We start from the raw sequence: 17,849 nt of genomic DNA on the forward strand, positions 1-17,849 counted from the left end.
CCTTTCAATTTATTTTGAAAGGCTTTTTTGATTTTTCATATTGAGTTAAATCTTAAACGTAATGACAGGCCTTTTTGCGTGATTTACCAAATCTTCACTAATACTGCCATTTAAAAAATGAGCTATTCCTTGTCTGCCATGCGTACTAATGCCAATTAAATCTGCATTTATAATATGCGAGAAATTTAAAATCCCTTTTTCTACATTTTCATCATTAAAGATGTTAATGGTGTAATCTTTAAAATCGTAATCATTAATAAAATCTAAAATTCTTGCATTGGCATTTGCAGTAGTTGAAAAGTTACTAGCTGTATTAACCATTAGCAAATGTAATTTTGCGTTAAAAGATTGAGCTAATTCAGCTGCTTGTCTGTAGGTGTCTTTATTATCGTTTTTAAAATCTGAAGCAAAAACGATGTCATTTATATCAAAATTAGTATGCTCGTTTTTAATAACTAAAACAGGAACTTCAGATGTTCTAACTACTTTTTCTGTGTTAGAACCAATAAACATTTCTTTAAACCCTGTAGCCCCATGAGATCCCATAACAATCAAGTCAACATGGTTTTGTTTTGCTGTATCGGCAATGCCAGAAAAGGATTGATTGAAATCAACAGTTTCATGAACAGTTATACCTACAAGATAATCTTTAGACAACACGTCTTTGAATTTTTTATGAGCTAATTTCATAAAGAACATAGCCTCAGGTAATTCGCTGTGGTGACTAAGCGCGTCAATTTGACTTAAAGGGAGTTCTAACAAATGCGTTAAATAAATCTCGCTTCCATATTTTTTGGCTAATTGCGCTGCAACTTTTAAGGCATTTTCTGCTTCTTGGGAAAAATCTGTTGGTACAAGTATTTTTTTCATAGTTGGTTGTTAAATGGATACATAAAACTGTCTTTAAAAATAAGAATAAAAATTGACATTTCAATCATTATGTAATTCAATATAAAAATTGTATATTTGCACCGTTGTAAGAATTAAGAGATGTGAGGGGACGGAAAGTCCCCTCTTTTTATACCAAAAAATGTTTAGAACAACTGTAGAAAATTTATTAAAAGAAGGACTAGAAGAAAAACAGCATCTGTTTTTAATCGACCTGTCAATTTCAGAAGATAACAGCATTAAAGTTGTTATAGATGGCGATCATGGTGTTACTGTAGAGGACTGCATGTTTATAAGTCGTGCTATTGAGCATAATTTAGACAGGGAAGAACAGGATTTTTCTTTAGAAGTAGCTTCCTCAGGAGCAACGGCGCCTTTAGTAAATATAAGACAGTACAAGAAAAATATTGGTAGAACCTTAGAGCTTAAAACTAAAGATCAGGTTGTAGAGGCAGATCTTGTTGATGCAACAGACAATAACATTAAAGTACAGTGGACCTCGAGAGAGCCTAAGCCGGTTGGTAAAGGAAAAGTTACTGTGCAAAATGAGGCAGAAATTGCCTACAAAGATATAGTAGAAGCAAAAGTTATGATAAAATTTTAATTCAAAAGAGATATGGAAAATCTTGCGTTAATTGAATCGTTTTCAGAATTCAAAGACGACAAATTAATTGATCGTGTAACGTTAATGGCGATTCTTGAAGATGTGTTTAGAAATGCCTTAAAAAAGAAATTTGGAGACGACGATAATTTTGACATCATTATAAATCCGGATAAAGGAGATTTAGAAATATGGAGAAATCGTGTGGTTGTAGCAGATGGAGAAGTAGAAGAGCCAAATCAAGAAATATCTTTAACTGAAGCTCGTAAAATTGAACCAGATTTTGAAGTTGGAGAAGACGTTTCGGAAGAAGTAAAGTTAATAGACCTTGGACGTCGTTCTATTTTAGCATTAAGACAAAATTTAATTTCTAAAATACACGAACACGATAACACAAACATCTATAAGCAATTTAAAGACTTAGTAGGGGAAATATACACAGCCGAAGTTCATCATATTCGTCATAGAGCTGTAATTTTGTTAGACGACGAAGGAAATGAAATTATCTTACCAAAAGAAAAACAAATTCCTTCAGATTTCTTTAGAAAAGGAGACAATGTTCGTGGTATAATTGAAAGTGTAGAGCTTAAAGGTAATAAGCCAGCAATTATCATGTCTCGTACATCGCCAACGTTCTTGGAGAAATTATTCGAACAAGAAATACCAGAAGTTTTCGATGGTTTAATTACTATTAAAAATGTAGTTAGAATTCCAGGAGAGAAAGCAAAAGTGGCTGTAGATTCTTACGATGATAGAATCGACCCAGTTGGAGCATGTGTTGGTATGAAAGGATCTAGAATTCATGGCATAGTTCGTGAATTAGGAAACGAAAATATTGATGTTATCAATTATACAAGTAACTTGCAGTTATATATTACAAGAGCTTTAAGCCCTGCTCGAGTTACATCTATTAAAATAGACGAAGAGAACAAACGTGCTGAAGCTATTTTAAAACCAGAAGAAGTTAGTAAAGCTATTGGACGTGGTGGTCATAACATACGTTTAGCAGGTCAATTAACTGGCTATGAGATAGATGTGTTTAGGGAAGGTGCAGAAGAAGATGTAGAATTATCTGAATTCACAGACGAAATAGAAAGCTGGGTTATTGCAGAATTTAGTAAAGCTGGTTTAGATACAGCAAAAAGCATCCTTGAACAGGAAGTTGCTGATTTAGTAAAGAGAACAGATTTAGAAGAAGAAACAATTATTGACGTTATTAGAATTCTTAGAGAGGAATTTGAAGAATAACATATTTTTAGGTTATATTAAAGCAATTTATGGCTGAAACAATTAGATTAAATAAAGTATTACGCGAGTTAAACATTTCTTTAGATCGTGCTGTTGAGTATTTAGATACCAAAGGCATTGAAATAGAGAAGCGTCCAACTACAAAAATTTCAGACGAAGTTTATCAAGTCCTTTCAGACGAATTTCAAACAGATGCCAATAAAAAAATGGCCTCTCAAGAAGTTAGCGAAGCAAAGCTGAAGGAAAAAGAAGCTCTGAAAGAACAGCGTGAACGTGAGATTGAAGAAAAAGAAAAAGCTCGAGCAAAAAGAGAAGCTGCTGCTAAAGAAGCTGAAGTTGTAAAAGCAAAATCTACTTTATCAGGTCCAAAGAAAGTTGGTAAAATAGACTTAGAGCCTAACAAAAAAGTTGCCGAAACTCCTGCTAAGAAAGAGGAAGAAGCTGTGAAAGCCGAAAAACCTCAAGAAAAGGTTGAAAAACCAGTAGAAGAAAAGGTGGCAGAAGAAAAGCCTAAAGAAAAAGCAGTCGACAAACCAAAAGAGGCTGTAAAAGAAATAGTTGCAAAAAAACCTGAAGCAGAAGCTCCTAAGAAAAAAGAGCCTGTTAAAAAGGAAGCTCCTAAAGAAGAAGCAGCACCTGCTGAAGACGAAACATTAAAAACACAATACCAGAAACTTTCAGGTCCAAAAATTGCAGGAGATAAGATTGATTTATCGCAATTTAACAAACCTAAAAAGAAAACTGACGATAAGAAAAAAGACGATAAGTCTGCTAGTTCTAATAAGAAAAAACGTCGTAGAATAAGTAAAGCTGGAGCTCCTGGATCTACAAGTACGCCATCAAGAGGTGGAAACGACAGATTTAAAGGTAAGTCTGGAGCAGGAAAAGGAAGACGTACTACAGTAAAAGAAGAGCCTAGCGAAGAAGAAGTACAAAAACAAGTACGTGAAACCTTAGAAAAACTTCAAGGGAAATCAAGTAAAGGAAAAGGCGCTAAATACCGTAGAGATAAAAGAGATCAACATAGAGAGCAAACTGCAAAAGATTTACAAGCTGCAGATGCAGATAGTAAAGTCCTTAAAGTAACAGAATTTGTTACAGCAAGCGAGGTTGCAACCATGATGGATGTTTCTGTAACTCAAATTATTTCGGCATGTATGTCGTTAGGGATGATGGTTACCATGAACCAACGTTTAGATGCTGAGACTTTAAGTATTGTTGCTGATGAATTTGGTTACGAAGTAGAATTTGTAACGGCTGATATTGAAGAGTCCATTGAAAAAGTAGAAGATAAGCCAGAAGATTTATTAGAACGTGCGCCAATTGTTACGGTAATGGGACACGTGGATCACGGTAAAACGTCTCTTTTAGATTATATACGTAAGGAAAATGTAATTGCTGGTGAATCCGGTGGAATTACACAACATATTGGTGCTTATAGTGTGCAACTAGAAAATGGTCAAAAACTGGCCTTTCTAGATACTCCAGGTCACGAAGCTTTTACCGCTATGCGTGCTCGTGGAGCTCAAGTAACAGATTTAGCCATTATTGTAATTGCTGCTGATGATGCTATCATGCCACAAACAAAAGAAGCCATTGCTCACGCTCAGGCAGCTGGTGTGCCAATTATATTTGCTATTAATAAAATAGATAGACCTGGAGCTAATCCTGAAAAAGTAAAAGAAGGTTTAGCGCAAATGAATCTATTAGTTGAGGATTGGGGAGGTAAAATTCAATCTCACGATATCTCTGCTAAATTAGGAACAGGTGTTAAAGAATTATTAGAAAAAGTATTGCTTGAAGCTGAATTATTAGAGCTTAAAGCAAATCCAAATAAATCAGCTACTGGAACAGTAGTAGAAGCATTCTTAGATAAAGGTCGTGGTTATGTGTCAACTATTTTGGTTCAAGCAGGAACTCTTAAAGTTGGAGATTATGTTCTGGCTGGTAAGAATAGTGGAAAAGTAAAAGCCATGCACGATGAGCGTGGAAACGAAGTAAAAGAAGCTGGTCCATCAACTCCTGTATCTATTTTAGGATTAGATGGTGCCCCACAGGCTGGTGATAAATTTAGTGTTTTTGCAGACGAACGTGAAGCAAAACAAATTGCTACTAAACGTACGCAATTACAACGTGAGCAATCTGTTAGAACGCAACGTCATATAACGCTTGACGAGATTGGAAGACGTATTGCTCTTGGAGATTTCCAAGAATTAAACATCATTCTTAAAGGAGATGTGGACGGTTCTGTTGAGGCATTAACCGATTCTTTCCAAAAATTATCTACCGAAGAAATTCAGGTTAATATTATTCATAAAGGTGTTGGTCCAATAACAGAAAGTGATGTGTTGTTGGCAACAGCTTCAGATGCTATTATAATTGGATTTAACGTGAGACCAATGGGTAACGCACGTCAAATAGCTGATAAAGAAGAAATCGATATTAGAATGTACTCGATTATTTATGACGCTATAAACGACCTTAAAGACGCCATGGAAGGGATGTTGTCTCCAGAACTTAAAGAAGAAATTACTGGAACAGCCGAAATTAGAGAAATCTTTAAAGTATCTAAAATTGGAAGTATTGCCGGATGTATGGTAACTTCAGGTAAAATCTTTAGAAATTCTGGAATTCGTTTAATTCGAGATGGAGTTGTTGTTTATACTGGAGAGTTAACTTCATTAAAACGATTTAAAGACGATGCTAAAGAGGTTGCTAAAGGATATGATTGTGGGATGCAAATTAAAAACTACAACGATATTAAAGAAGGCGACGTTATTGAAGCTTACCATGAAGTAGAAGTTAAAAAGAAATTAAAATAATTTCTAATAATATATAAATAAAACAGCGACCCATGGGTCGCTGTTTTTGTTTTAAAGTAACATGTGTTTTTTAAAGTTCTTCTAGAATGTTGTATCTAGATAGAAACTATTACTCTCTTTTTAAAGGTTTAAAAAATAAAAGCTGCAGGAAACTTTGTTTTTACTTTTTTAAGCGCTCTATCTGCTTCTAATCTATCTCTAAAGTTTCCAACCCATATTTTATAATTAGGAGTTTCATAAACTAATTTTGAAAGCAAATCAATATCTAAGCTTTTAAAAGTGCTTTGTGCTTTTTCTGCTTCAGACCTGTTTCCTGAATAAATTTGGATCTTATATCTGTTTGCAGTGTTCTCCGAAGAGTTTATTTCGGTCTTAATATCTAATAATTGGGTTATTTCTTTATCTTGATTAATAATTACTGTGCCTTCTTGTGCAAAACTTATGTTTACAAAAGAGGCCATAAATATTAGGGCTAAAAGACGATATTTTGTGTTCAATATTTTCATTTTCAACATTATTTAATGCAAATGTATGTGTTATAAACTAATTTTTATAGAGATTTATTATTTAGAATTCCTCTAAATTACCAATTAACACTTCCCTAACATTTCTAAAATCGACTTTTAATATTACTTTTGCGAGTGATTTTATAAATGTATTTTTTCTTCACATTAGTGAAAAAATCATACCAAAGTTTAGAAGTTAATTCAACCATTAATATGAAACAGGTGAGTAACCGTAAGTTAGGCAGAAATATTCTTACAATAAGTTTGATTTTTATTCTAACGCTTTCAGGCTCAATTTTCGCTCAAGACGGCGACCCTGCAAAAGGGAAATCATTGTTTAATTCCAATTGTGCTGCTTGTCATAAATTAGACAAGAAGATGACTGGACCTGCTTTGCGTAATATAGAGCAAACATTAGCAGACGAGCAAGGTTTAGATAGAGAATGGCTTGCTGCGTGGATACGCAACAGTTCAGCAGTCATTAAGTCTGGAGATTCTTATGGTCAAAAGATTTTTGATGAGTATGGAGGAGCAGCTATGACAGCTTTCCCTCAGTTATCAGACGAAGACATTAGCGATATATTAGCTTATACAGCTCAAGAACCAGAAGTGCCAGCTCAAGTTGCAGGAGCAGAAGCGGTAGGTGGGGCTACTGGAGCAGATTCTGGAATCTCAAACAAAGTAATTCTAGGAGGTTTAGCATTATTATTTGCTTTATTAGCCATGGCTCTATTTTTAGTTAGACGTACTTTAAACCGTTTTGCAGAGGCTAAAGGCGTAAATTTAGAAGAAACTAAAAGAACTCCAATATGGAAAGCTTTTGCACAAAACCAATTTTTGGTTCTGGTAACAGCTATTTTCTTGTTGTTAGCTAGTGGTTATTATGTATATGGGTATATGATGCAGGTTGGAGTTGATCAAGGATATCAACCAGTACAACCAATACATTTTTCGCATAAAATTCACGCTGGAGATAACGGAATAGATTGTAAATTTTGTCACTCTTCTGCCCGAGTAAGTAAAACTTCAGGGATTCCATCTTTAAATGTATGTATGAATTGTCATAAATCTATTTATGAGGTAGCAGAATCTACAGCTACAGAAGAATACAGTAAAGAATTCTACGATGGGGAAATTAAAAAATTATACGCTGCAGTAGGTTGGAGTGATGAAGATCAAAATTATACAGGAGAATCTCAACCAGTTAAATGGGTTAGAATTCATAACTTACCTGATTTTACTTATTTTAACCACTCACAACACGTTACAGTTGGTGGTTTAGAATGTCAGACTTGTCATGGACCTGTAGAGACTATGGAGATTATGTCTCAATACTCTCCCTTAACTATGGGATGGTGTATAGATTGTCATAGACAAACAAATGTAAAAGTAGAGGACAATGCGTACTATACTAAAATTCATGAAGAATTATCTAAAAAATACGGTGTAGATAAGCTTACAGTAGCTCAAATGGGTGGTCTGGAATGTGGTAAATGTCATTACTAGAAAGTATTTCTAGTAGTAACAATTAGAATAGAAGTCTCTTTATTGAGATTTAAAACAAAAATAATAAATAAGAAGTAATTCAATTATATAATATGTCATCAAACAAGAAATACTGGAAAAGTGTTGAGGAGCTAAAAGAAAATAGCTCTATTGTTGAGGCGCTACAACAAAACGAGTTTGTTAATGAAATCCCTACCGATGAGTTTTTAGGTGATAAAAATTCATTAGAGAGTTCTAAAACAACACGTCGTGATTTCTTAAAATATGTTGGTTTTAGTACAGCTGCAGCTTCACTTGCTGCCTGCGAAGGACCAGTTGTTAAGTCCATTCCTTATGTTGTACAGCCGGAAGTAATTGTTCCTGGTGTAGCTAACTACTATGCAACAACAATAGCTGATGGTTTTGACTTTGCTAGCGTTTTAGTGAAAACTCGTGAAGGTCGTCCAATTAAAATTGAAAACAATGCAATGGCAGCCACTAAAGGTGGCGTAAATGCTAGAGTAAACGCATCGGTTTTAGGTCTGTATGATAGTTTGAGAATGCAAGGTCCTGTAAAAGGAGACACTTATACCTCATGGGAAGATTTAAACGCTGAAGTTAGTCAGAAATTAACTGCACTTAGTGGTTCTGGAAAACAAATAGTTTTATTAACCCAAACTTTTGCTAGCCCTTCTACCACTAAATTAATTGGAGAATTTAAACAGAAATTTGCAAATGTAAATCACGTGGTTTATGATGCTATTTCAGAATCTGCTGCTTTAGATGCATATCAAGCTAAATATAATGAAAGAGGTTTAGCTAACTATGATTTCTCTAAAGCCGATATCATTGTATCAGTTGGTGCAGATTTTCTTAGCGATTGGCAAGGTGGAGGTTTTGATTCAGGATATGCTAGTGGACGAATTCCTACCAAAGGAAAAATGTCTCGTCACATCCAGTTTGAATCTAACATGTCTTTAACAGGTGCTAATGCAGACAAGCGTGTGCCTTTAACACCAGTTCAACAAAAATTAGCTTTAGCAAAACTATATAGTGAAGTAGTAGGTGGGTCTGTCTCTGTAGATTTACCAGAACATATTTTAGATGCTATAAGCAAAGCTGCTTCTCAACTTAAAAGTGCAGGAAGTAAAGGTGTTGTTGTAACAGGTATTCAAGATGTGAATGCCCAAACAGTAGTGTTAGAAATTAACGAACACTTAAATTCTAAAGCATTTGATGCTTCAACAACAATAAAAACAAGACAAGGAAGTGATAATGAAGTGAATGCTTTAGTTGCTGATATGAAAGCAGGAAAAGTAGGAGCTATTATCATGAGTGGTGTTAATCCACTATATACATTACCAAATGCAGCTGACTTTTATGAAGGGTTAGAACAAACAGATTTATCTGTAACCTTTTCCATGAAAGCAGACGAAACATCTACACAAACAGATTTTATAGCTGCTGCTCCTCACTATTTAGAATCTTGGGGAGATGTTGAATTAAAGAAAGGACAATTTGCTTTAATCCAACCAACTATTCGTCCTTTATTCGATACCCTACAATTTCAAGATGCCTTATTAAATTGGATTGGAAATGATATTTCTTATCATGATTATATTAAGCAAACTTGGAGTGAGAGTATCTTAGGAAGTACATCCTTTAGCCAGGCATTACATGATGGAGTCTTTATAAAAGGAGCATCAATTGGTGGTGGTTTAGATGGAGGTTCAACAGAAACTGTAGAAACGTCTACAACTGAATTAAAGGATAAAAAAGAAAGAACTTTAGTTGGAGGTATTATTCATGATACAGCAGTTGGAATTGGTATTAAAGATGAAGACAAAGATGAATTTGTTACATCTACAACTACTTCAACGTCAGGAAACTCAAGTGGTGCATTAGGGATGTCTGTTTTAACAGGCAATTCAGCTGCAAAAGCTTTAGCTGCTTCTGAGGTTTCTGAAGGTTTGGAATTAACACTGTATTCTAAAGTTGGAATGGGTGATGGTCAACAAGCCAATAACCCATGGTTACAAGAGTTTCCAGATCCAATTACTAGAACATCTTGGGACAACTATTTAACTGTTTCTAAAGCAGATGCTGAAGCCTTAGGGTTAAGAAGTGAGCATGTTGCAGATGGAGGTTTAAATGGTAGCTATGCAAATGTTACTGTAAATGGAACAACCTTAGAAAATGTACCGGTAATTATTCAACCAGGACAAGCAAAGGGATCTGTTGGTCTTTCATTTGGATATGGTAGAACAGCTGGATTAAAAAACGAAATGAAAACTGGTGTTAACGCTTATATGTTATACCAAGATTTTAATACTGTTCAAAATGTAAGTGTTTCGGCAGCATCAGGAATGCATGAATTTGCATGTATCCAGTTGCATAACACCTTAATGGGACGTGTAGATATTATTAAAGAAACTACTTTAGAAATTTTTAATACAAAAGATAAATCAGAATGGAACGCTGTTCCTGTTGTGTCTTTAAACCACAATGAAACCCCAGTGACATCTCCAGATGTTGATTTATGGGATGAATTTGATCGCTCTATCGGACATCACTTTAATTTGTCAATCGATTTAAATGCTTGTACTGGATGTGGAGCATGTGTAATAGCATGTCATGCAGAAAACAACGTTCCAGTTGTTGGTAAAGAAGAAGTGAGAAAGAGTCGTGATATGCATTGGTTGCGTATTGATAGGTATTATTCTTCTGAAGAAACTTTTGATGAAGATGTTGTCAAAAAAGACACTACAAAGGGGTTAGCTACGGCTAGAGCTTTGGGTGAGATGGAAGATGCTTCCGAAAATCCTCAAGTAGCATTCCAACCTGTAATGTGTCAACATTGTAATCACGCACCTTGTGAAACTGTATGTCCAGTAGCTGCGACATCTCATGGACGTCAAGGGCAAAATCATATGGCTTATAACCGTTGTGTGGGTACACGTTACTGTGCAAACAACTGTCCTTATAAAGTTCGTCGATTTAACTGGTTCCGTTATAATGGGAATGATGAGTTTGATTACAATATGAATGACGATTTAGGACGTATGGTTTTAAACCCAGATGTTGTAGTACGTTCTCGTGGTGTTATGGAAAAATGTTCTATGTGTATTCAAAAAACACAAAAAACAATTCTTGATGCTAAGCGCGATGGACGTGAAATTAAAGATGGTGAATTCCAAACGGCTTGTTCTGCTGCATGTGGTAATGGCGCAATGGTATTTGGAGATATCAATGATAAAGAAAGTAAAGTTGCAAAACTTTTAGAAGATAATCGTATGTATCACCTATTAGAATATGTAGGCACAGAACCAAATGTGCAGTATCATACTAAAGTGAGAAATACAACCGAAGCATAATAAACGAATTAAGAAAATAATTATAAAAGGATTATGGCGTCTCATTACGAAGCACCTATTAGAAGACCTTTAGTTACAGGGGAAAAATCATACCACGATGTATCTGTGGATGTAGCAAAACCTGTGGAAGGTAAAGCAAACAAATCTTGGTGGATAGTTTTTTCTATAGCACTAGTAGCTTTTCTCTGGGGAATAGGATGTATTATTTACACAATATCAACCGGTATCGGAACCTGGGGTTTGAACAAAACCGTAGGCTGGGCTTGGGATATTACTAACTTCGTTTGGTGGGTTGGTATTGGTCATGCAGGAACATTAATTTCTGCTGTACTTTTACTTTTCCGTCAAAAATGGAGAATGGCAATTAACCGTTCTGCTGAAGCAATGACAATATTTTCAGTTGTTCAAGCTGGTTTGTTTCCAATTATTCACATGGGTCGTCCATGGTTAGGTTATTGGGTATTACCAATTCCAAACCAATTTGGATCTCTATGGGTAAATTTTAACTCACCTTTACTTTGGGACGTATTCGCAATTTCAACGTATTTATCTGTATCATTAGTTTTCTGGTGGACTGGTTTACTTCCTGATTTTGCCATGCTAAGAGATAGAGCTATTAAACCTTTCCAAAAGAAAATCTATTCTTTATTGAGTTTTGGATGGTCTGGACGTGCTAAAGATTGGCAACGTTTTGAAGAAGTATCTTTGGTACTTGCAGGTTTAGCAACACCTTTAGTACTTTCTGTACATACCATTGTATCTTTTGACTTCGCAACTTCGGTTATTCCAGGATGGCATACTACTATTTTCCCTCCTTACTTTGTTGCTGGAGCAGTATTCTCAGGATTTGCTATGGTAAACACACTTCTTATTATTATGAGAAAAGTGGCAAATCTAGAAGACTATATTACGGTTCAACACATCGAATTAATGAACATTGTAATCATGATTACAGGTTCTATAGTAGGTGTAGCTTATATTACCGAGTTATTTATTGCTTGGTATTCTGGTGTAGAGTACGAACAATACGCATTCTTAAATAGAGCAACCGGACCTTACTGGTGGGCTTATTGGGCAATGATGACATGTAATGTGTTCTCTCCACAATTCATGTGGTTTAAGAAACTCAGAACAAGTATCATGTTCTCATTCTTTATTTCTATTGTAGTAAATATTGGAATGTGGTTTGAGCGTTTTGTAATTATTGTAACCTCTTTACATAGAGATTATTTACCATCTTCATGGACTATGTTTTCACCAACATTCGTAGATATAGGTATCTTTATTGGAACTATTGGGTTCTTCTTTGTACTATTTTTATTGTACGCTAGAACTTTCCCAGTAATTGCACAAGCAGAGGTGAAAACTATTTTAAAATCTTCAGGAGAGCGTTATAAAAACATTCGAGAAAGAGGAGATAGTTTAGTAGGAACAGGAGCAGACGAAAGAACTTCTGGTAGTCAAGTTAATAAAACTAAAAACGACGAGTAGCATATATGGAAACTTCAAAAGTAATTCACGCTATTTATACAGATGATGATGTATTAATGTCTGCCGTAAAAAAGGTGAAGGCAGAAAGATATCACATTGAAGAAATATATACACCTTTTCCAGTTCACGGGCTTGACAAGGCAATGGGGCTAGCTCCAACAAGATTAGCTATTACGGCTTTTATTTATGGCTGTATTGGGTTAATAGTTTCTATTGTGATGATGGATTATATCATGATTGAAGATTGGCCTCAAAACATTGGTGGTAAACCAAGCTTTAGTTATATAGAAAACATGCCGGCTTTTGTGCCTATTATGTTTGAGCTAACTGTATTTTTCTCAGCACATTTAATGGTTATTACATTTTATTTACGAAGTAGAATGTGGCCTTTCAAAGAAGCTGAAAACCCAGACCTTAGAACGACGGATGACCATTTTTTAATGGAAATTGCTGTTCATGGAAATGAAACTGAGTTAGAGAACTTACTTAAAGAAACTGGAGCAGTTGAAATAAAATTAATTGAAAAAGAAGAAGCACATTAATATTATAATATGAAGAGCTTAGTAAAAATAACGGTTATAGCATTAATAGTCGGATCGTTTGTGTCTTGTCAAGATAAGACAAAACCTAACTTTCAGTTCATGCCAGATATGTATGAACCTGTAGGTTATGAAACGTATTCAGAATCGGCTGCCTTTAATACAGGTGTTGCAGCACAATTACCAGTAGATGGAACTGTGCCTAGAGGACATATTCCTTTTGACTATACAAATTCTATTGAAGATTACTTATTAGCTAAAGCTAATTTAAAAAGCCCTTTAGATTCTACTCAAATAGATTTAGAAAGAGCTAAAGGATTATACGATATTTACTGTGGTATTTGCCATGGTACAAAAGGGGATGGCCAAGGAAATCTTGTTAAAAGAGAAAAAATATTGGGTATCCCAAAATACGATGATATAGGAAGAGCTATCACAGAAGGTAGTATTTATCATACCATTTACTATGGAAAAAACACAATGGGTTCCTATACAAATCAGCTAAATGAGGAAGAACGTTGGCAAGTAGTTGCTTACGTATTAGATTTAAAAGCTAAATTAGAAAAGTAAGAAAGATAAAGATTCAATATAGATATGTACACAATCTCAAATAAATTAAAGACATTTTCTATAGCCTTAATAATTTTAGGACTATTGGGCGTAGGATATGGTTTTATGACATCTCATAAATCTTTTGAAGAAGTTGAAACCATGCTCGCAGAAGAAACATCTCATCATGGTGGAGGTCATGCAGCAGATACTCATGTATTAGCTGATGAAGCAGATCATTCAGAGAGTCATCAAGGAGTAGTAGGTGATGAACATCAAGTAGATGAACACACTAAACACGTGGAGCATGTGCAACACCAAATTGCAAACAGACCTTGGTCTGCACTGTATGTCGCTGCTTTTTTCTTTTTTATGATTGCACTTGGTGTATTAGCTTTTTATGCTCTCCAGTTTGCTTCCCAGGCAGGTTGGTCTCCAGTGTTATTTAGAGTTATGGAAGGTATTACATCGTACGTATTACCTGGAGGACTGATTGTTTTAGCAATTGCAATTGCATCTGGAACTATAGGACATTATAACCTTTTTATTTGGATGGATCCAGACGTAGTGGCACACGATAAATTAATAGAAAATAAATCAGGTTGGTTAAATATAGGTTGGTTTGCTGTAAGAGGATTAATATTTATTGCAGGATGGAGTTTATACAGACATTTTGCTCGTAAATTTACCATTGCACAAGATTCGGCTACAGACGACAGTAATTTCAAAAAAACCTTTCGTATCTCAGCAGCATTTCTAGTATTCTTTATCTATACAGAATCTATTATGTCTTGGGATTGGATTATGAGTGTAGATCCACACTGGTTTAGTACCTTATTTGGGTGGTATGTGTTATCAGGAATGTTAGTAAGTGGTATTACTGTTATTGCTTTCATTTCTCTTTACTTAAAATCTAAAGGTCACTTAGAAATAGTAAACGACAGTCATATTCATGATTTAGCTAAGTTTATGTTCGGATTTAGTATTTTTTGGGCTTACCTTTGGTTCTCTCAATTCATGTTAATCTGGTACGCTAATATTCCAGAAGAGGTTACTTATTTTGTAACTCGTATTGAAGATTATAATGGACTTTTCTTTGGTATGATGGTTTTAAACTTTGTATTCCCATTCTTAGTATTAATGAATAGCGACTATAAACGTATTCCTTGGTTTGTAGTTATGGCTGGAGTTATTATTTTGGTTGGACACTATATAGATGTTTACGTTATGATTATGCCTGCAACAGTTGGTGATAGATGGAGTTTTGGTATTCCTGAAATCAGTTCAGTTATGTTATTCGCAGGGTTATTCTTATTTATCGTATTTACAGCTTTAACTAAAGCTCCCTTAATAGTAAAAAGAAATCCATTCTTAAAGGAAAGTGAACATTTTCATTATTAAAAATTAATTAAAGAAGAGAAAAGACAATGACAGCTTTTTTAACAATTATAATAGTACTTTTTGTGGCTGTTGCCATATGGCAAATGGTTAAAATATTTGATTTAGCTCAAGTAGGGGTATCAGATAACCAAGTAGCAACAGATAACGACAACAAAATAAACGCATATTTAATGCTAGCTTTTTTGGCTTTCATTTACATCATTACTATCGTTTGTTTTGTTAAATGGGGAGATTTACCATTAATGTCTAATGCAGCATCCGAACATGGAGCTGAAATAGATAACTTAATGATTATCTCTATGATAGTTATTTTTATTGTGCAAACTATTACACAATATCTATTACACTATTTTGCTTTTAAATATAGAGGTGAAAAAGGTAAAAAAGCACTATTCTATGCAGATAATAATACCTTAGAAGCTATCTGGACTATTATTCCAGTAATTGTTTTAGCTGGATTAATTATTTACGGACTGTTTACTTGGACTTCTATTATGAATGTGAGTGAAGAAGACGATCCATTAATCATCGAATTATACGCACAACAGTTTAACTGGAAAGCCCGTTACGGTGGAAATGATAATACCTTAGGAAAAGCCAACGTAAGATTAATTAACTTAGACAATGCTAATATTTTAGGGTTAGATGAATCAGATCCAAATGCTCAAGACGATATTATAGTATCCGAAGTGCATCTGCCTGTAGGAAAACCAGTCTTGTTTAAAATTCGTTCGCAAGATGTATTGCACTCGGCATATATGCCACACTTTAGAGCACAAATGAACTGTGTTCCTGGTATGATTACGCAGTTTGGCTTTACTCCAACAATAACGACAGCAGATATGCGTCAAACACCTGAGATGCTTGATAAGGTGGCTAATATAAATAGAATTAGAGTCGAAAAAAGTAAAGAATTAGCTGCTAAAGGAGAACCAGCTCTAGATCCTTACGAATTTGATTATTTATTGTTATGTAATAAAATTTGTGGAAAATCACATTATAACATGCAAATGAATATCATAGTAGAAACTCAAGAAGAGTACGACGCTTGGATCAAGGAACAAAAAGAATTTAAAAATTCTTTAATTAATTAAATTAACAAACGGTTTTAAAAAGAATATATTAGATTATGTCAACACACGCAGATACTCACGCAAACGAAGACGATCACGGGCATCATCATAAAGAAACATTTGTGACTAAATATATCTTTAGTCAGGATCATAAAATGATTTCTAAACAATACCTAATAACAGGAACCATTATGGGAGTTATTGGGGTATTAATGTCTATTATGTTTCGTATGCAAATTGCATGGCCTGAAGAACCAAATGTATTGTTCGAAGCTTTATTAGGAAAATGGGCGCCAGAAGGTGTTATGGATGCGGATATTTATTTAGCATTAGTAACTATTCATGGTACCATCATGGTATTCTTTTTATTAACAGCAGGTTTAAGTGGTACTTTTAGTAACCTATTAATTCCATTGCAAATTGGAGCTCGAGATATGGCCTCTGGTTTCTTGAATATGATTTCTTACTGGTTATTCTTCTTATCTGCAGTAATCATGTTGTCTTCTTTATTTGTTGAAGCAGGACCTGCAGCAGCCGGATGGACCATCTATCCTCCTTTAAGTGCCTTACCAATGGCTCAAGGTGGATCTGGAATGGGAATGACTTTATGGTTAATCTCTATGGCTATCTTTATTGCTTCTTCATTATTAGGATCATTAAACTATATAGTTACTGTTATTAATTTAAGAACTAAAGGAATGTCCATGACTAGACTACCTTTAACAATTTGGGCATTTTTTGTAACTGCTATTATTGGAGTTGTATCTTTCCCTGTGTTACTATCAGCTGCTTTATTATTGATCATGGATAGAAGCTTTGGAACGTCCTTCTTCTTATCAGATATTTTTATTCAAGGTGAAGTTTTACATTATCAAGGTGGGTCTCCAGTTTTATTTGAACACTTATTCTGGTTCTTAGGACATCCAGAAGTATATATAGTTATTTTACCAGCCATGGGAATTGTTTCTGAAATTATGGCATCAAACTCACGTAAACCTATTTTTGGATATCGTGCCATGATTGCTTCAATTTTAGCAATTGCATTCTTATCGACGATAGTTTGGGGTCACCACATGTTTGTTTCTGGAATGAATCCTTTCTTAGGTTCTGTATTTACATTTACTACTTTATTGATTGCGATTCCTTCGGCCGTAAAAGCCTTTAACTGGATAACAACTATTTGGAAAGGTAATATACAAATGAATACAGCCATGCTTTTTAGTATAGGTTTTGTATCAACATTTATTACTGGTGGTTTAACTGGAATTATTCTTGGAGATAGTGCCTTAGATATTAACGTACACGACACGTATTTTGTAATTGCTCACTTCCACTTAGTAATGGGTATTTCAGCACTTTATGGAATGTTTGCTGGGGTTTACCATTGGTATCCAAAAATGTTTGGTAGAATGATGAATAAAAACTTAGGGTATATTCACTTTTGGGTAACTGCTATTTGTGCTTATGGTGTATTCTTCCCAATGCACTTTATTGGTATGGCAGGACTTCCAAGACGTTACTATACAAACTCTAACTTTCCGTTATTTGATGATTTACATGATGTAAACGTGGTAATTACTGTTTTTGCAATTATTGGAGCTATTTTCCAAATAATATTTTTATACAACTTCTTTGCAAGTATGTTTTTTGGAAAAAAAGCCACTCAAAACCCATGGAAATCAACTACACTAGAATGGACAACTCCTGTAAAACACTTGCATGGAAACTGGCCGGGAGCAATTCCTCATGTATACCGTTGGCCATACGATTATAGTAAGCCAGGACATGATGTCGATTTTGTTCCTCAGAACGTACCTTTAAAAGAAGGAGAAGAAGAATTACAACATTAATATTTCCATAAAAATGGAAATC

General features: G+C 34.7%; 13 protein-coding genes. 11 read left to right on the forward strand and 2 right to left on the reverse strand.

Annotation, left to right across the window (positions count from 1 at the left end):
- Positions 1 to 45: 45 nt before the first annotated feature.
- Complete coding sequence (locus OS191_RS12405; protein WP_267156031.1) at positions 46 to 870, reverse strand: universal stress protein; 825 nt, start codon at positions 868 to 870, stop codon at positions 46 to 48.
- 160 nt (positions 871 to 1,030) lie between these two features.
- Here OS191_RS12405 and rimP point away from each other — a divergent pair, with 160 nt between their 5' ends.
- From rimP to infB, 3 genes are read left to right on the forward strand one after another with little or no spacing between them, the layout of a single operon-like run.
- Positions 1,031 to 1,492: a ribosome assembly cofactor RimP gene (gene rimP / locus OS191_RS12410; RefSeq protein ID WP_267156032.1), complete on the forward strand. Its 462-nt coding sequence runs from the start codon at positions 1,031 to 1,033 to the stop codon at positions 1,490 to 1,492.
- A gap of 12 nt (positions 1,493 to 1,504) precedes the next feature.
- The gene (gene nusA / locus OS191_RS12415; protein ID WP_267156033.1) at positions 1,505 to 2,737 is read left to right on the forward strand and encodes a transcription termination factor NusA; all 1,233 of its coding nucleotides are present in this window, start codon (positions 1,505 to 1,507) and stop codon (positions 2,735 to 2,737) included.
- A gap of 29 nt (positions 2,738 to 2,766) precedes the next feature.
- On the forward strand, positions 2,767 to 5,559 hold the full coding sequence (infB, locus tag OS191_RS12420; protein ID WP_267156034.1) for a translation initiation factor IF-2: 2,793 nt from the start codon (positions 2,767 to 2,769) through the stop codon (positions 5,557 to 5,559).
- A 128-nt stretch (positions 5,560 to 5,687) separates the two neighbouring features.
- On the opposite strand, the gene OS191_RS12425 is transcribed toward infB, so the two are convergent.
- Positions 5,688 to 6,065, reverse strand: coding sequence for an SPOR domain-containing protein (locus tag OS191_RS12425; RefSeq protein ID WP_267156035.1), 378 nt, complete (start codon positions 6,063 to 6,065; stop codon positions 5,688 to 5,690).
- 213 nt (positions 6,066 to 6,278) lie between these two features.
- Between OS191_RS12425 and OS191_RS12430 the strand changes: the two genes are divergently transcribed.
- From OS191_RS12430 to OS191_RS12465, 8 genes are all read left to right on the forward strand, one after another.
- On the forward strand, positions 6,279 to 7,571 hold the full coding sequence (locus OS191_RS12430) for a c-type cytochrome (protein WP_267156238.1): 1,293 nt from the start codon (positions 6,279 to 6,281) through the stop codon (positions 7,569 to 7,571).
- 92 nt (positions 7,572 to 7,663) lie between these two features.
- Positions 7,664 to 10,924 carry a TAT-variant-translocated molybdopterin oxidoreductase gene (locus OS191_RS12435; protein WP_267156036.1) on the forward strand — a complete coding sequence of 1,087 codons (3,261 nt, stop codon included), beginning with the start codon at positions 7,664 to 7,666 and terminating at the stop codon, positions 10,922 to 10,924.
- Between the two features lie 33 nt (positions 10,925 to 10,957).
- Positions 10,958 to 12,415, forward strand: a complete 1,458-nt coding sequence (gene nrfD / locus OS191_RS12440) for an NrfD/PsrC family molybdoenzyme membrane anchor subunit (protein WP_267156037.1) — start codon at positions 10,958 to 10,960, stop codon at positions 12,413 to 12,415.
- Between the two features lie 5 nt (positions 12,416 to 12,420).
- Positions 12,421 to 12,957, forward strand: a complete 537-nt coding sequence (locus OS191_RS12445) for a DUF3341 domain-containing protein (RefSeq protein ID WP_267156038.1) — start codon at positions 12,421 to 12,423, stop codon at positions 12,955 to 12,957.
- Between the two features lie 9 nt (positions 12,958 to 12,966).
- On the forward strand, positions 12,967 to 13,524 hold the full coding sequence (locus OS191_RS12450) for a c-type cytochrome (protein ID WP_267156039.1): 558 nt from the start codon (positions 12,967 to 12,969) through the stop codon (positions 13,522 to 13,524).
- A gap of 24 nt (positions 13,525 to 13,548) precedes the next feature.
- Positions 13,549 to 14,904, forward strand: a complete 1,356-nt coding sequence (locus tag OS191_RS12455; RefSeq protein ID WP_267156040.1) for a quinol:cytochrome C oxidoreductase — start codon at positions 13,549 to 13,551, stop codon at positions 14,902 to 14,904.
- A gap of 26 nt (positions 14,905 to 14,930) precedes the next feature.
- Positions 14,931 to 15,998 carry a cytochrome c oxidase subunit II gene (locus OS191_RS12460; RefSeq protein WP_267156041.1) on the forward strand — a complete coding sequence of 356 codons (1,068 nt, stop codon included), beginning with the start codon at positions 14,931 to 14,933 and terminating at the stop codon, positions 15,996 to 15,998.
- A 35-nt stretch (positions 15,999 to 16,033) separates the two neighbouring features.
- Positions 16,034 to 17,827, forward strand: coding sequence for a cytochrome c oxidase subunit I (locus OS191_RS12465; protein WP_267156042.1), 1,794 nt, complete (start codon positions 16,034 to 16,036; stop codon positions 17,825 to 17,827).
- The last annotated feature ends 22 nt before the right edge of the window (positions 17,828 to 17,849 follow it).

The sequence above is a fragment of the Xanthomarina sp. F2636L genome, from assembly GCF_026410195.1.
Classification (GTDB): Bacteria; Bacteroidota; Bacteroidia; order Flavobacteriales; family Flavobacteriaceae; genus Xanthomarina.

What these genes read in the sequence shown, in the direction of transcription:
- OS191_RS12405 (WP_267156031.1), bottom strand. Translation starts at nt 870, where the DNA reads ATGAAAAAAATACTTGTACCAACAGATTTTTCCCAAGAAGCAGAAAAT.
- rimP (WP_267156032.1), top strand. Translation starts at nt 1,031, where the DNA reads ATGTTTAGAACAACTGTAGAAAATTTATTAAAAGAAGGACTAGAAGAA.
- nusA (WP_267156033.1), top strand. Translation starts at nt 1,505, where the DNA reads ATGGAAAATCTTGCGTTAATTGAATCGTTTTCAGAATTCAAAGACGAC.
- infB (WP_267156034.1), top strand. Translation starts at nt 2,767, where the DNA reads ATGGCTGAAACAATTAGATTAAATAAAGTATTACGCGAGTTAAACATT.
- OS191_RS12425 (WP_267156035.1), bottom strand. Translation starts at nt 6,065, where the DNA reads ATGAAAATATTGAACACAAAATATCGTCTTTTAGCCCTAATATTTATG.
- OS191_RS12430 (WP_267156238.1), top strand. Translation starts at nt 6,279, where the DNA reads ATGAAACAGGTGAGTAACCGTAAGTTAGGCAGAAATATTCTTACAATA.
- OS191_RS12435 (WP_267156036.1), top strand. Translation starts at nt 7,664, where the DNA reads ATGTCATCAAACAAGAAATACTGGAAAAGTGTTGAGGAGCTAAAAGAA.
- nrfD (WP_267156037.1), top strand. Translation starts at nt 10,958, where the DNA reads ATGGCGTCTCATTACGAAGCACCTATTAGAAGACCTTTAGTTACAGGG.
- OS191_RS12445 (WP_267156038.1), top strand. Translation starts at nt 12,421, where the DNA reads ATGGAAACTTCAAAAGTAATTCACGCTATTTATACAGATGATGATGTA.
- OS191_RS12450 (WP_267156039.1), top strand. Translation starts at nt 12,967, where the DNA reads ATGAAGAGCTTAGTAAAAATAACGGTTATAGCATTAATAGTCGGATCG.
- OS191_RS12455 (WP_267156040.1), top strand. Translation starts at nt 13,549, where the DNA reads ATGTACACAATCTCAAATAAATTAAAGACATTTTCTATAGCCTTAATA.
- OS191_RS12460 (WP_267156041.1), top strand. Translation starts at nt 14,931, where the DNA reads ATGACAGCTTTTTTAACAATTATAATAGTACTTTTTGTGGCTGTTGCC.
- OS191_RS12465 (WP_267156042.1), top strand. Translation starts at nt 16,034, where the DNA reads ATGTCAACACACGCAGATACTCACGCAAACGAAGACGATCACGGGCAT.